Source organism: Chryseosolibacter histidinae, from assembly GCF_018598225.1.
Classification (GTDB): Bacteria; Bacteroidota; Bacteroidia; order Cytophagales; family Cyclobacteriaceae; genus Chryseosolibacter; species Chryseosolibacter histidini.
This window is the reverse complement of sequence record NZ_JAHESF010000035.1, coordinates 54,647-70,176: the sequence shown is the minus strand read 5'-3', so window position 1 is coordinate 70,176 and position 15,530 is coordinate 54,647. Positions and strand designations below refer to the sequence as shown.

The window sequence follows — 15,530 nt, the reverse complement described above, 5'->3', positions numbered from 1 at the left end:
AGAGTTGTATAAGAGACAGGCCTACACCACCATTGCTCAACAAAACGAGGACATCCGCGCCCGCAACGAAAACCTGGAACAGGAAGTGCAGTCGCGTACCAAAGAGCTTCTGGACTACAACCAGCAACTGGAACAGTTTGCCTTCATCTCGGCACACAACCTGCGGGCGCCCGTTGCACGGATCATGGGCCTGGGCAACGTGCTCAACCTCGGCACCATTGGCCCGGAGGAACGCAACCGCGTCTACGAAAAAATGGTTGATACCGCCCGGGAGCTCGATCGTGTAGTGCGCGACCTGAACACGATCCTCGAGATCAGGAAGAACAATGAAAGCCCGGTTACAGAAGTATTCTTCCACGAGGAGCTAGCGCTGGTGAAGCGCTACATCGAAAAAGAAATTGAAGATACCCGCAGTGTGATCCGCGCCGATTTCTCCAATGCGCCCCGTATTTACAGCGTGAAGCCCTACGTAGAAAGCGTGCTGCAAAACCTGTTGAGCAACGCCATCAAATATCGCCACCCTGCACGCACGCCCGTGATCAGCCTGAAAACAGAAGCCGTAAACGGATACATCTGTCTCACCGTAGCCGACAACGGTCTGGGTATGGACCTGGAGCTATTTAGAAATAAGATCTTTAGTCTGTACCAGCGATTTCACAGTCATGTGGAGGGAAAAGGTTTGGGACTTTATTTGGTGAAGAGCCAGATACTGGCGTTGGGAGGGAAGATCGAGGTGGAGAGCAGGGTGGATGAGGGGACGGAGTTTAGGGTGTATTTTAGGAATCGGTGGAGTGCGCGTGACTAAAAATTCCTGCCTTGTCATGTGCTGACTGACCGTCATGAGATGATCTGAACAGAACCGGCCATTGTTGCTTTCCTTTGGTGCCAAGAACTTTTTTCAGCGCCCTGCGCCCTGCCATACGGTTGCACGTGAGCGACGTCAGCCCCGGTGTGACACTCGTTGTCAAGGCGCCATCCTACCTTTGAAGCTCACAAATAATTTTTAACATTAAAACCAACGTAAAATGAAAAAGACCATTTTTTATTGTTTGTTACTGCTTTCAGTAATTTTCGTTTCATGCCAGGATAATGAAATCGTTGCGCCTGAAAATGAAGCACAGGTTTCGTTGAACCACGAGGAAGACCGGAAAGGCCTCGCTGCTTCCAGCGCGAGTAAGGCCAGGGTTAAACCTTCTAACGGGGTAGCCTATACGACGGCGTCATATGTACCTGAAGAACTGTACATCGCGAAAAACAATGCTTTGTACGCTGTTGATGCAAGCACGGGAAGTAGTTATGCGCTCAACCCGGATATGCCTTACATGCCAGTAATGGCGTCAATCGGGGGATATATTTACGGTGTCTTAAATGACAACCTTTATAAAATCGATCCCACGACTGGCGTTTTCACTAACATCGATTACGGATGGACGGGCGTTGAAGCGCTTACCGCCGGACGGGTGGGCCTGGTCAATTATGTCTTCGGCGTGCAGGGAGGTCAGATCTGGCGATTCAACTTATCGAATAATACCAGTGCTTCCATCAGCGATAATGGCTGGGGCGGTACGCAGGGGATGACGTTTGGTGGTGGCTACCTGTTCATCGTGCATGGCGATGTGCTTTATAAAATGAATGCCAGCACCGGTGCCTATTCAGTTCTGGAGCCATCCGGGTGGGATGGCGTTAAAGCCATGACATTCTACAACGGGTACATGTATGCCGTCTGGGGAAATCAGCTCTGGAGAACCAACCCTAACGGAAGTGGGAGTGTGGCGGTAGGTTATACTTCATCTTTTACCAATGAGATGACGACCTACGGTGACAATCTTTATGCAGTAGAAGGTCTGGGCGGGGATTTTGTGGTTTCACTTCGCAAGATCAACCCATCTAACGCCCTCTCGACCAATTTAACAGGCAGCACAGATTGGGATTGGACATGGTCCATGGCCGGACGGCAATAATTGTCGGAAAGACCTTCTCACTTTATCTGTTTTCAAAAGCTGGCCTTGTGAGGCCAGCTTTTATTTTATGTCTGTTGCCCGGACGAACTGGTCAAATCATTGGCGCTTCGTATCTCTTCAAATCGCAATATTTTCTACTACAATGTAGTATTTTATTGCAAAGATTGTTTATTATTACTGCATAATAGTATTATTCATTCATGAAACGTGTCCAACTAGGCGAATTCGAAGAAGTTGTGCTTCTCACGGTAGGGATTCTCCACGGCAATGCGTATGGGGTCAGTATTAAAGATGAGATCGAACAACGTCTTAACCGTGAGGTCACGGTAGGTGCATTGCAGATCACATTGCGCAGACTCGAGTCGAAAGGGTTTCTGAAATCAAAGCAAGGGGATTCAAGCGAAAGCCGGCGTGGCCGCCCTAAACTTTTCTTCGAGATCACAGCTTACGGAAAAAAAGCCCTGGAGTATAGCAAAGAATCACGCGATGAGCTTTGGAAAGCGCTTCCTAAACTGGTGTTGAAGCTTAAATAACATCCATGAAAATAGCCAACCCACCACCTTTCATGCTTCGGTTCCTGAAGTGGTTTTGCAAACCAGAATATCACGCTGACATCGAGGGAGATCTGCTTGAACTTTACGACAGGAGAGTAGAGGATCTTGGCAAAAGCAAAGCGAATTTTTATCTGTTCATAGATATTGTTTTGTTATGCAGACCTGGGATTATCCGATCCGCGACATTTCATCAACCACTAACCAACAACGGTATGTTTAAAAGTTATTTTATTATGGGGTGGAGAAACCTCTGGAAAAGCAAGCTTTATTCGACCCTGAATGTGCTGGGGCTAACGTTCGGAATGGTTTGCTTTTTATTGATCGCGCTCTATGTATACGATGAACTGAATTTCGACACCCAGCATAGCGAACGCGATCGAATTTATCGGGTCATTACGCATGAGAAAAATCCCAATAATGAAGCTACAACGGTTGCCGCGGCAGGTTACATGCTGGCAGAAGAAGCCCCGCAAGCATTACCTGAAGTGGAAATGACAACACGCATGCAGCGCGCGGGAAGACGTAATCTCATCGATCCGGAAAATCCTGTGCACGTGCAAGAGACAGTCACGCTGGCGGACGAGTATTTCCTTCAGGTATTCGATTTTCCACTTCTCGAAGGCGATAGAAGGACTGCGTTGAAAGAACCCAATACGATCATCATTACCGAAGGCCTCGCGATGCGGATCTTCGGAAGGAGAGACGTGATCAATAAAAACGTGCAGTTCGATTACATGCAGACCCCGTTAAGGATCACTGCGGTATTAAAAAATCATCCGCAGAATTCAAGCTTTTCGTTCAGCAGCGTAATGTCCATGGCAACGCTATTAAATGACGAGGGGTTTAAACGTGAGGCGCAGGGTGATTGGGCTTCGACAAGTTTTACAGTGTATGCCTTATTGCGTGAGGGCGCTGATCCTGATACTGTTTCCCGCAAGATGACCCGGCTCGTTCACGCAAATGCAACGCTGGAAGCCGGAACAACACTGTCACATTCACTTCAGCCTATAAAAGATATACACCTGAAGTCGGCAGGGATCGCTGATGGTGCGCGCAATTCAAATGTTGATAGCATCCCCCAGGGAAATCCTGTCTATGTAACGATATTCTCGTTCACAGCGCTTTTCGTGTTATTGATTGCAGGCATCAACTACACAAATCTGACTACAGCAAGGGCATCGAGCCGACTCAAAGAAATCGGTGTGCGCAAAGCAATCGGTGCGGTACGTGGCAACCTTATCAGGCAGTTTCTTGTCGAATCACTGATCACGACAGTCATTGCTTTTTTCGCTGCCATGCTCATCGTTGCGCTGTTATTACCTGCATTTAATGATTTCGTCAATAAGAAGTTCGAGCTTTTTACATCAGCAGGCTTGCGTTTCTGGGCCATCGCCGTGGCGTTAATCATTGCAATAGGATTGCTTTCCGGAGGCTATGCAGCCATGTTGCTTTCCCGTTACAACCCCGTCTCGCTGTTAAAAGGTTTGAAGTTAAAGACAAGTGGAGATTTCTCCGTAAGAAAAGCGCTGGTGGTCCTCCAGTTTACAATTTCAACAGTCATGATCATTGGTACCATCGTGCTGTTCATGCAGGTTCGCTTCCTCAATAATACCGATCTCGGTTTTGACAAGGAGCTGATGGTCGTGATCGATGTCAATGTTGCCAGGGCGCGCTCAAACTTCGAGTGGGTGAAGAACGAGATGTCGAAGCTGAGCGCTGTGCAGCATGTGTCTGCAACATCACGTGTGCCTGGTGAATGGAAATCGATTCCAAGAATTAAGTTAAAGAAGGAGGGAAGCACCGGTGAACTGCAGACGGCCTTTACGATTGCTGCAGATAAGGATTTTTTCAGCACGTATAACATTCAATTGCTCAAGGGAAGGAACTTCCAAAGCGATGCGGACACTTCGTCCATCATCATCAACGAGGCTGCAGCAAAGATCCTCGGCATCACAGATGTTTCAGACGAAGTGACCATACCTCTTGTTGCCCGAAATCAATTTTTTACACCTATCTATGATGACCCCACCACAGCATTCGGACCGCGTGTAGTGGGAATCGTGAAGGATTTTCATTTTCAATCACTGCGTGCCAAAATAGAGCCCCTGATCATCACGTATCATTACAATCCGATTTTTCCGATCGATTATTATTCGGTAAAGATCCAGCCGCACGACATCCAGACGACCCTCGACAAGCTGAAAGCGATCATGGTAGCAAATGATGAGGCAGAGCCCTTTGAGTACCACTTCCTTGACAACCAACTTGCGCTGTTTTACATCGAAGACCAGCGCAGTCAAACGCTTCTCGGGTGGGTTGCCCTTGCCAGTGTAGTTATTGCCTGCCTGGGACTTTTCGGACTTGCTACATACTCTGCAGAACAACGGTTGAAAGAAATCGGTATGCGCAAAGTATTAGGCGCAAACTTTTTAAGCATTATGGCTTTGCTTTCCAAAGATTTTTTGAAGTTGGTTCTCATCGCCTGCTGCATTGCATTTCCAATCGCATGGCTTGGCGCAGACTTATGGCTACAAGAGTATGCTTACCACATCGATGTGGAATGGTGGTTCTTCGCCCTGGCGGGCGTTATTGCTACCGGTATTGCATTGATCACGGTAAGTTACCAAGCCATCAAGGCTGCCGTTGTAAATCCTGTTAAGATCTTGAGGTCGGAATGATATTTCCGGGGTTTGTGTGATTTGCAGGAATAAAGGAAACGTCAAATCGGTCAGCCAGTTAGCTAATCCATAGGTCAGCCAGTTAGCTAATCCATAGTTATATAATTTATATTATGTTAAATATTATTTCAGACTCTCCTTTAGTGAACGTAGCTGCTTTTCAATCCGTAAAAGTATCGAGCTAGAACCAATGACCGATTACCGAAAAATTCGCCCAGTACCGGACGTCGCTGAAGATGGCTGTCGCGTATCGCTCTCCGGCGTCGGGATAATCTTCCCGGAAATCGTGGCCTCGCAACGTTGCGTTTGTTTCATCCGACATTTTGGATTTGCCGATAGAAAACCACAAGGCCGCAGCACGGCGATAGCATTTCCTCATCGCAGTGAATTTGCCGGTCAGTATATGGATGTCGCCCTCGCAAATCAACAACCTCGCTTCGATGTCGGCGCTTAGCTTGTTTTTGGCAACGAGAAATGTCCCGATCTCGTGCAAAAAGTCTAATGCCTCAGCCGCGGTTATGGACGACAACCACTGTTGAGCCAAAAGTAACGCCTTTCCCAAAGGATGTTGGTGCCGCAGATTCCTATGGAGCTGAATCATCAGCAGTGTACCCGCCACATCGTAGGCTGGTGTCATGCTTACCACGATTGCCGAAGCGCCCGCGCACAACAGCCCGCGGACGATCCCGACAATATCGGATCCCTTCAGCTCTGACTTTCCGGTGTCGCAAGCACTCAGGATCACAATCCGGGAGTCGACATTCATAGACATTAAGTCGTCGACAGACAGATAACCGCCGGCCGCAAGTACAATACCTGACTGAAGGGAAGCGCCGTGTTGAAACCATCCGTGTGCGGCAATGTGCACAATATTTGTGTCGGAGGACCATTCCCTTTTTACTACTGCTTCGGTTGCTTCTTCTGCTATGAGTATAGTGAAATCCGATTCCATTCCGATCACCAGTGCTTCAAGCCCGGCAGATGGCAACTGGAACTGGTTGGAAAAGTCACCGGTGACCTCATTCAATATCTTCATGTCGTCGGGATCACCGACCACTAAGCCTGACAAATTCTGCGAATAGTTGAACGGTTTCAGGAATTTCAAAAGCGTTGAGGCGGGGAGGTATGAGACTATCTTCTCGCGACCAAGATAGGTTTTGTGCCATGGCAGAGCCTGCAATGGCGCCAGATTAAGAACGCCGTACGGAATAAAGAGTATGCTCTTTGCTGCGGTAATAAGGTTCCGAAACGGTTCCAGCAATAGTTGGGAGAGCAAGCTACCCCATGCTTTACCTTCCGTTTCACTTTTCCCATCAGCCAGCTGCGCAATCCATTCACTCACCCTATGATCAAACGTTTTGTGATTGAACCCCCAACCTTGTATTTCGTTGGTTGAAAACGTTCCCGCGATACCTGTGCGATCAATCGCCCAGCCGTAGAAATAGCTGCGATAGTAAAAGTAACACAGCATCAAGGTTTCGTCAGGAAGTCGTTTTGCACACTCGTCGACGGATGCAATCAGCTCCGCCGGAAGCTGCGGGTTTGGCCTGCCTGTGCGGTCGTAAACCTTTGCTTCCAAATCTCTCAGCAGGCTTGTTTCTTTCTTTATACTGGACAGCATATCTTCAATCCTTTGCACCGGCACATCAGCTTGTCGCGACGCAATGGTCCTTTGCTGAATCAACCGTTCCACCTTCGTGGCCTGAGTGTGATAGGTGTTGCTTAAATCATCGGTTGAACTAGATCTTACCCGACGATCTATATATTCAGTCAGTGTCCTTGCGCGACCAAGCTCTGAAATGTAATGTGCGTTTCGCCAGTCACCTTGTCCAATAAAATATCGACAGTATTCCCCGTAAATCAGGTAAATGATCGCCTCTCCGCCAAAACTCAGCTGCAGATACTCGTCGAAGAATTGTGAACGTTTATATTCGATTGCCGCAAGTAAGTTTTTATAACTGTTTTTGGCTTCCTTGTATTGTTTGTTGTGCTCGAAAATCCGCGCGTGATTCAACGCATCTACGAGCATGCCCGGATCCATATCTGCGGCCATGGTTTCTATGTCCGGTGCTACGTAGTTGCTTTTGGCGTATTCCGCAGCAGCGAGATCCCATGCCTCAATGTTGGCAAAGATTTGAGCCACTTGCCTTCGCCTGGAGTCGACAGATCGATGATTCCCGGCGGACAGTATGCTTACCAGCTCTTGTGTGTCGGGATAGTTTCGATGGGCGTATCTATTAAGCGCGTGAACAGTTTCGTTGAACTTTTTCTGTTCGCTAAATACCATCGCCTCTATGTAGTCGCCATCATTTCTTTTTTTTGCAACATCAAGAACCTTTCTAAATTGGATCTCAGCCTGCTCGGGTTCCTCCACACGCTGATGCCCCAACGCTTTATACCATGGAATTAGCAAAGCATAACTCGACTCAAGGCTCCGACATAACTTGTGAAATTCACAGGCACTCCCCTTTTCCAGCACTGAAAATGCTTCAACCACTTTTTTATTTAAATCAGTTGGTGACGAAACACTTGTGTCCCGGTTCAATTCTTCCTCCGCTTGGATCCCTACCAGTATCAACTTCCCTAGCCGCTCGCATTCTTCTTCTGACACCTGAGGTAAAGTACTTTTCACCACTTGCAATTCCAGGAAATCGCGCTCAAGTTGGTCTGCATCCTGCTCTTTCACAGCAACATTAAGAGCGACGAAGTAGCGGATCAATTTGTGGTGAGCTGTTTGGAGCGGGGCGCTCTTGTCGGCCAGTTGTATCCAGTTAACTGACTTGTCCAGCTCGATGCGCGCTCTTGAATATGCATTGATGGTTGCATAAATGTGCGCCCTGGCTACACTTATTCTGCAAAGTTGAAGCGGCGGCCTAAATGGCAGGATTATCTCCTCCGCCATAAGCAGGCATTGAAGTGCCTGGTCAACAAAGCCCCTGTTCAAGACTTCAAGACTAGTCTCCGACAACGCAATTCCAAAAGCCATGGCAGAGGCCGGGAGTTCTCTGGAATAAAAAAAATCTGATATGCATTGCGCGGCGTTAACAATATCCAACTCTGGTGCCCGGGAGAAAATCCCTGTGAGCACCCTGCCTGCATAAGCTGTGTACTGAAGTCGAATATCATTGACCTTAGCCGCATTTGATTGCGCATCGTTATAATATCGCGTTGCTTCATTGAATTCGGACTTTACTGCATACAGGTACGCAATACATATTTCAATTTGCGCTTTTGCACGTGGAGAATCCAGGCGATCAAAAAAAGTGTGACTTGCCTCGAAGTCAGCGAGTGCTAACTCAAGATCTGCCGCGGCTGCTATTGGCGGCTTAACAGCCAGGAGGCTTGCAAACGCCATCTGCATTGCGTTTGAAGGGATACAGCCGAACAATTCAGGAAAGCCAACCTTTCCCTGCGATATTCTAAGCCGGCCGCGGTAAAAGACTGCCACGGCCCGGTAAGCACCACCGAGTTGGTCACCAATCTCTGTGATATAGGCATCGATGTTATCCAGGTTCCCCCACACGCCATACAATTCAGCCAGCTTGAGTAGCATGAAATTAAAGATGAGCGGAAAATCAGTTCGGGAATGTAAATCGAAAAGTTCTTTCAGTTTAAGCGGTGCAATTGCGTGCGCCGGTGGTACCGGAAAACTCCCGGCTCTCCTTAGTTGCATGAGCGTGCCAATCACTTTCGGAAAATTTGTACGAAAGCAACCGATGTACAAACCAATGAACCGTTCCTCATCAGGCAATGCCAGCGCCGCAAGGCTTTCGAAGTGACCACGCCATTCGGTGACTTTATTGATATGATTTGCGTCGTTGGCTTCTGTGAAGTCAACCCACCTGCCGTCCGGAAGAACTCTTGATGCGACAAGGCAATAATTCGCCGAAGAGGCAATAATGAACCTCTTCTCAGGAGAAGATTCGTTCTCGAAGGATCGCTTGAAGGCATCAAGTGCTTTTCGAAAGTTACTTGACAGCAGGTCAATCCACGCGGCAGCAAAATCGCGGTCAGCGGTTTTTTCAGTCTTACCCCATTCCCGCAAGAGATGGCTTGCCTTGTGAACATTTCCTTGGCCCACGTCTGCGAGCCACACGCCGTCAAGCGCGACGTCGATGTCCTCCGATCCTAGAGACGGTATTCCAGGCCATGCAAATTTCATAGGATACCAGCGAGCCCTTCAGGGCCGGCATTATTATTCTCCGTCTTTCAGAATATCCAGGTAAAGGTCCTGCTTTTCGCCAGCAACAGTGGAAGCAGCCATCGACGATTTGTCACTGATCTTCACAGAGCGCGTTCTTAATTTTGGATCGCCAAACCAGCGCCTCTTGAGTTTTGCCACCTGGAAGAACGGTGTAATTTCGCGAGCGCCAATCATTTTGAACATGTCTCCTCTCTGAGATTTTAGTGACAATCCAAGGTCGGCTTTTCCGAGTTGAGCCAATGCCGCTTTCAAGTCTGCGGAGGCAGAAAGCTCAACATCCGAATTTAGGGAATTTGAGATCAGGATCGTCGCTGACGGCGCGGTGATTAAGCGTGTGATGACTGTCCAATCGCTTTCCCAAACCCTCTTTTCATAGGCCTCGATGATTCGTTTTTGCAAGGCCATCGGTTCATCAATAGAAGGCTCGTAAGAGTCAGGACACAATACTGTGAAAGCGCCCGCCGACTCCAGCTTGATCTTCACTCCTGCTTCGGCGACAGGAACACTTTCGAAGGCAGGATTCGTTTCGCCGGCAACTTTAAACTGGAAACTGACGCCGGCCTCTGATACCAGTTCGAGCGGGCTTGAAGAGGTATCATCCTGCGTCTTGTAGTCGATCTTCAGCTCCTTTAAAGAACCGATCTTTTCGAACACATTGCCGTTCAGAATACCAATATCGCCTAACTGATATTTCGTCGTTGGAAGCCATGCAGCCCAATAGTTATTCAACTTCCGTTTAATTCCAGAAGAATAGATGTCATAGATCTGTGCCATATATTTAGGGTTTATATATAATTTTATTACTGGAGAATGATCTGATTCCCTGCCTCCACGCACTTCAATCTCACAAAACACCGCCTTCCCCCCACCAAGACCTCAATGATTTCCGCCAGTGCTTCCTGATCTCCCCACTCCTTCCGAGATCGGGACTTCATTTCTCGTTTGATTTATTGAGGTGAAGTTGAACGGGTAGAAATAAAACGCCCATCCGCCTCCCTTTTTTCAGAGAGAACCGGATGGGCTCCATGTGTCCAAGATAAACAAAGTAATAGATTACGACCAGTCAGCTGTATTTTAAATTTATATCCTATAGATTTTAAGCACGACGCTGAGGAAATCAGTCACTTCGCATCGTACTTCTCTTGAATGGTTTTAAATTCGTAGAATAGAACAGTCCGGCCGTTTTTTCATCCATTCTCGTGTTTAGCTCCAGGAATGATGATCCACTACTGGGAACGAAAGCACTATTAGCGTAATACTCGGAGGAGAATCCGCGCCCGATTTACCGCCACCCCAATCCCGGCGCGACAAATTTTAAGATCGAATCCAGCACGTGAACATTATAATCAACGCCTAACGTATTGGGTATTGTTAAAAGCAATGTGTCTGCTTCTTTGATCGCTTCATCCTGGCTTAATTCCTTAATGAGTATGTCTGGTTCGGCAGCATAGCTTCTTCCGAAAATTGCACGCCTGTCGCTTTCGATAAAACCAATCTGATCTCCCCTGTTCCCCTGCCCTCCAAATAAATATCTGTCGTCATCGGTGATCAATGCGAAGATGGAGCGGCTTACGGAAACCCGTGGCTCGCCGGGGTGACCGGCTTTTTTCCACGCCTCTTTGTACAACCTGATCTGTTCTGCCTGCTGGATGTGAAAAGGTTTGCCGCTCTCGTCAAATTTCAGTGTAGAGCTTTGCAGGTGCATCCTGTTCTCGGCTGCCCAGATTGCCGTAGCATTGGAGGCAGCGCCCCACCAGATGCGGTCGCGCAATCCTTCGGCATGGGGTTCCAGTCGCAACAAGCCCGGCGGATTGGGAAACATCGGATTGGGATTAGGCCGGGCAAACCCAACACCGTTCAACTTATCCAGAAACTCCAATGCTTTACGGCGCCCCATGTCTGCGTCTGTTTCACCGGCGGCAGGCTCATAACCGAAGTACCGCCATCCGTCGATCACTTGTTCTGGCGAGCCCCTGCTAATGCCCAGCTGCAACCTCCCTCCGGAGATCAGGTCAGCGGCTCCCGCAGTTTCCACCATGTACATCGGATTCTCATAGCGCATATCGATGACGCCTGTTCCAATTTCTATTCGATTAGTTTTAGCGCCAATGGCTGACAATAAAGGAAACGGAGATGCCAGCTGCGCCGCGAAATGATGCACCCGGAAATACGCGCCATCCAACCCGATCTCTTCGGCAGCAACCGCGAGGTCGATAGACTGCAGCAATGTATCACTGGCGGTTCGGGCCTGATATCCCTGGCGGTTGGCCCAATGCCCGAACGATAAAAAACCTATTTTCTTCATAATCTCTGCCGGCGGTCTGATCTCGTCTTCACAACGGCGTTTTTTAATCCGGGTCAATTTACACGAAAAAACGGTTTGGGCGTACTTCCTTTTTCTACCATCTCATGCCTATCGAGAAACCGAGAATAAATCACGACCCAATTAAAACACAATAATTATCAAAACAGAGTGATTATCAAAGTCCCACCAGGCGTGAGGTTGGTGGAGTAGATCGCTTTATTCATATTTGCATCTCTGAATCACGTTTAAAATAAACCAAACAATGCGCTATAGGCTGTCAATCCTCTTAATTTTTGGTGTTCTGCAATTTTCCTTTGCCCAGCAATCCCTTCCTCAACGCAAGACGATCGAGACGGATCGCCGGAACATCAGGCTGGATGTGCCGTTGACTAACTCCATCCGAAAAGCCTTCAAAGACGGTACGCGCGATCTGTCAGGCAAGCCAGGGCCGAACTACTGGCAGCTTCGAACGGACTACACCATCCTGGCTACCCTGAACCCGGCAACACAGGTTATCTATGGCACGGAGAAGATCGACGTTTATAACAACAGCAAGGAAGAGCTGACCCAGATCTTACTGCGGCTTGACCATAACATTTTCAGAAGCGATGTACCGCGCGGGTTCTCCACCCCAGCGGAAACTACGGAAGGAATGGTGGTCACGAGCCTGATCATCGACGGCAGGAAAGTGGACCTTGGCGCAATACCAAGCAACGACCGCAATGCTCCTGCCCGCCTGGGCATAGCCGGCCTCAACCGCACCCTTGCCACAGTAACGCTGAATACCCCGGTGAAGGCAGGAAGTAAGATAACACTGGAGATCGAATGGAATACAAAATTGCCGGGCGGCCCCAATGGCAGCGGGCACCGCATGACACAACGGTGGGAAAACACGCTCTTTCAACCTACCCAGTGGTTTCCGCGCGTGGCGAAATACGACGACCTGAGAGGCTGGGAAACCAGTGTCTACCTCGGCCCTTCAGAATTCTATAATAATTTTGGAAAATTCGATGTTCGCATCACTGTGCCCGCAGGCTGGCTTGTGAGCGGAACCGGACTGCTTCAAAATTCAAAGGAAGTTCTCTCCCCTGCTATCCTTCAACGACTTGCCAACATCACCACAACCGATGAGGAAGTAACGATCGTGGGTGAATCCGAACGCGGTGCGGGCACGGCTACCGCCACCGGAGAAACACTGACCTGGCATTTTGTTGCCGACCAGGTAAACGACTTTGCGTGGGCTACCTCACGCGATTTTATCTGGAAGGCTACACGCGCGAATATCCCGGAAAAAGGTTACATACCGATCCATATGTTCTACCTGCCGGCACGCGCTGGCTTGTTTGAAAACGCAGGAAAGATCACGCGCCATGCGCTTGAATTCTATTCCAGCTTATGGGCACCCTATCCTTTCCCTCAACTGACATTACAGGACGGGCCCAGCGCGGGCATGGAGTATCCGATGGTGATAAACTCCAACCAGGGCGCCGCCGATCACGAAACGGCACATCAATGGTGGCCCATGATGGTGGGAAACAACGAGACCCGCTATGGGTGGATGGATGAGGGATTCAACCAGTTTATGAATATTCTTTCTGACGCTGATGCCGAAGGAAAACCCTACAGCCTGGACGGTCTTGGTCAGCGCTACGGAAAAACGAGTGGCAGTGAAAACGAAGCGCCCATGATGTGGAGTGCTAACGACGCCGGACCGGGATACAGGTTTCAAACCTATGGCAAGGCACCGCTGATGCTCTCGATGCTGGGCGGAATGGTAGGCGACGAAGCCGTGCTGAAAGCCATGAAAGCGTATACAAAAGCCTGGAGCTTCAAACATCCTTCTCCGTGGGACTACATGTTCTTCATGAATCAAGCGCTGGGACAAAACCTGGAATGGTTCTGGTACTACTGGCTGTTCACCACCGAATCCGTGGACGGTTCGATCCGTGATGTACAAAGCTCACGCGGCATGACACGTGTGGTTGTGCACCAGGCCGGGCAGATGCCGTCACCTGTTGTACTGAAGGTTGAATTTGAAGAATCCGGACCGGCGATCGGAAACATGCCCAATGCAAAACCGATCGACAAGAACACCGTGATCGTTACGTGGCCTGCAGACGTGTGGTTCAATGGCAGCCGCACGTTCAATGCCGACCTGACGTTAGGCGAACGCAAGATCAAAAAGATCACACTCGATCCGTACGGAAGATTTCCGGATGCGGAAGTGAAAGATAATGTGTGGATGGCGAAGTGAAATGCAGGTTCACGCAAAGTGCGCAAAGAAGCGCAAAGGTCGCAAAGGATTTTTTTAAGGAACATTACATCCCGAGGCAGTCTGAAGACCGCAGGTATTGAGGCACAAGTGACCTTGCGCGCTGGGCTTACGCACAACACTTGCGCCAGGCAAAAGCCGTCGCACAGGTTTACGCATAACACCTTGCGCCAGGGTTAAAGATCCCGCGATGCGTTAAATTTTAACGTCACTTTTGTACCTGTATTGGGTTTTGAAAAGATCTGCAACTCTCCGGCGTGAAGCCTTACAATGCGTGCAGCGAGGGGGAGTCCGATGCCGTATCCTTTGTAGGGACCGGTATTGCTTCCACGGAAGAAGGGCTCAAAGACGTAACGCATGTCTTCTTCCGGAATGCCGATCCCCTGATCGGAGATCTCGACGAAACAATGTTGTTCGCTGGATGAAAGGGTTACGAGCACTTCTTTGTTGTCGCTATACTTGATGCTGTTCTGAATCACATTTGTAATTGCCAACTCAAGCCACACACTGGAGCCCACGATGCAATAAGCGGTTGTATTGCCTTCCTGTGCCTGAACAAGCATTCTTACTTTATTCGCGGGCATTCGCCGGTCAAAATTGATCTTGATATCCATCAGGAGCTCATCGAGCTGCAGGCGCTCGATCTTCTGCTTCTTACCTTCGTAGCTGATGCTGGACAGCCGGAGCAGGCTCGATGTAACGTCGCGCAGCTTCTTCGCTTCGTAATCTATGATGCCCAATGATTCTACATACTCTTCAGGTCTCCGGGGAGCGCTACGTATGATTTCGACCTCGCCCAGGATGGCGGTAAGCGGCGTGTTCAACTCGTGTGAGGCGTTTCCAATGAAGTTGCTTTGTAACTCAAAGGTGGTCTCGAGGCGGTCAAGCATGTCGTTGAATGTTGCCGCCATCTCTGCAATTTCATCGTTGCCTTTCGCGGAACCGAGACGCTCACTGAGGTTGGTTTTCGTGATCTCATGCACTTTAGAGATGATGTCGGCGATGGGTTTCATGATCCGGTTGGCAAAGAGCCGTCCCAAGGCGAAAACCAGAACACAACTTACCGAGAATCCAATGATCAGCATCGTTCGCAAAAAGAGCAGATTCTCTTCTCCATCTTCGTCGTAGGCGCTAGCGATCACAAAATACTGCTTCCCGTTGGTGCTGGCAGACTGGTACCGGAATCCGGTATAGTATTCAAAACCTTCGCGTGATGCAGCACTCCCCCTATCCATCAAATTTTCAATGAAGGATGTTGGCGCACGGGGAAGCGCTTTCAGCACCTCACGCGGGAAAGAACTGTTATCTTCAAAAAACCATTCTTTCTCCCGTCGCAATTTCTGTAAGTGACGGTCCCTGATCTCGCGAACAAGGTTAGTCTCATCTTCAAATTCACTTTCGGCGGCAATGGATGCTGAAACTTTCAAACGCGTGAGAAAGTGCTCCTCCATGTGCTTGGAAGAAACAACATACACAAAAGCGCTGAGCAGGAAGAGAATGGTACCTGTCATCAGCGTAAAGACCAACGCAATCTTCGTTCTGATCTTCATACAATG

Annotated in this window: 9 protein-coding genes; 5 read left to right on the top strand and 4 right to left on the bottom strand. The window is 49.0% G+C overall.

What is annotated here, in order from left to right:
* From KK083_RS24955 to KK083_RS24940, 4 genes are all read left to right on the top strand, one after another.
* The coding region (locus tag KK083_RS24955) for a sensor histidine kinase (protein ID WP_254168545.1) at positions 1–805 on the top strand (805 nt) is incomplete at its 5' end.
* A 220-nt stretch (positions 806–1,025) separates the two neighbouring features.
* Positions 1,026–1,961 (top strand): NHL repeat-containing protein, encoded by a 936-nt coding sequence (locus tag KK083_RS24950; RefSeq protein ID WP_254168543.1) that lies wholly within the window; start codon positions 1,026–1,028, stop codon positions 1,959–1,961.
* Between the two features lie 200 nt (positions 1,962–2,161).
* Entirely contained in the window at positions 2,162–2,494 is a 333-nt protein-coding gene (locus tag KK083_RS24945; protein WP_254168541.1) for a PadR family transcriptional regulator, read from the top strand.
* A gap of 5 nt (positions 2,495–2,499) precedes the next feature.
* Positions 2,500–5,193 carry an ABC transporter permease gene (locus KK083_RS24940; protein ID WP_254168539.1) on the top strand — a complete coding sequence of 898 codons (2,694 nt, stop codon included), beginning with the start codon at positions 2,500–2,502 and terminating at the stop codon, positions 5,191–5,193.
* A 181-nt stretch (positions 5,194–5,374) separates the two neighbouring features.
* On the opposite strand, the gene KK083_RS24935 is transcribed toward KK083_RS24940, so the two are convergent.
* The 3 genes from KK083_RS24935 to KK083_RS24925 form a co-directional block, all read right to left on the bottom strand.
* A complete protein-coding gene (locus KK083_RS24935; RefSeq protein ID WP_254168537.1) occupies positions 5,375–9,355 on the bottom strand; it encodes a CHAT domain-containing protein in 3,981 nt (1,326 codons plus the stop codon).
* Between the two features lie 33 nt (positions 9,356–9,388).
* Complete coding sequence (locus KK083_RS24930) at positions 9,389–10,171, bottom strand: hypothetical protein (protein ID WP_254168535.1); 783 nt, start codon at positions 10,169–10,171, stop codon at positions 9,389–9,391.
* A gap of 508 nt (positions 10,172–10,679) precedes the next feature.
* The gene (locus KK083_RS24925; protein ID WP_254168533.1) at positions 10,680–11,702 is read right to left on the bottom strand and encodes an LLM class flavin-dependent oxidoreductase; all 1,023 of its coding nucleotides are present in this window, start codon (positions 11,700–11,702) and stop codon (positions 10,680–10,682) included.
* A 262-nt stretch (positions 11,703–11,964) separates the two neighbouring features.
* Between KK083_RS24925 and KK083_RS24920 the strand changes: the two genes are divergently transcribed.
* Complete coding sequence (locus KK083_RS24920; protein WP_254168532.1) at positions 11,965–13,956, top strand: M1 family metallopeptidase; 1,992 nt, start codon at positions 11,965–11,967, stop codon at positions 13,954–13,956.
* Between the two features lie 194 nt (positions 13,957–14,150).
* Here the strand turns inward: KK083_RS24920 and KK083_RS24915 are convergent, their stop codons facing one another.
* Positions 14,151–15,524: a sensor histidine kinase gene (locus tag KK083_RS24915; RefSeq protein WP_254168530.1), complete on the bottom strand. Its 1,374-nt coding sequence runs from the start codon at positions 15,522–15,524 to the stop codon at positions 14,151–14,153.
* Between the last annotated feature and the right edge of the window lie 6 nt (positions 15,525–15,530).

Coding starts and splice junctions, on each gene's coding strand:
- KK083_RS24950 (WP_254168543.1), top strand. CDS start 1,026: ATGAAAAAGACCATTTTTTATTGTTTGTTACTGCTTTCAGTAATTTTC.
- KK083_RS24945 (WP_254168541.1), top strand. CDS start 2,162: ATGAAACGTGTCCAACTAGGCGAATTCGAAGAAGTTGTGCTTCTCACG.
- KK083_RS24940 (WP_254168539.1), top strand. CDS start 2,500: ATGAAAATAGCCAACCCACCACCTTTCATGCTTCGGTTCCTGAAGTGG.
- KK083_RS24935 (WP_254168537.1), bottom strand. CDS start 9,355: ATGAAATTTGCATGGCCTGGAATACCGTCTCTAGGATCGGAGGACATC.
- KK083_RS24930 (WP_254168535.1), bottom strand. CDS start 10,171: ATGGCACAGATCTATGACATCTATTCTTCTGGAATTAAACGGAAGTTG.
- KK083_RS24925 (WP_254168533.1), bottom strand. CDS start 11,702: ATGAAGAAAATAGGTTTTTTATCGTTCGGGCATTGGGCCAACCGCCAG.
- KK083_RS24920 (WP_254168532.1), top strand. CDS start 11,965: ATGCGCTATAGGCTGTCAATCCTCTTAATTTTTGGTGTTCTGCAATTT.
- KK083_RS24915 (WP_254168530.1), bottom strand. CDS start 15,524: ATGAAGATCAGAACGAAGATTGCGTTGGTCTTTACGCTGATGACAGGT.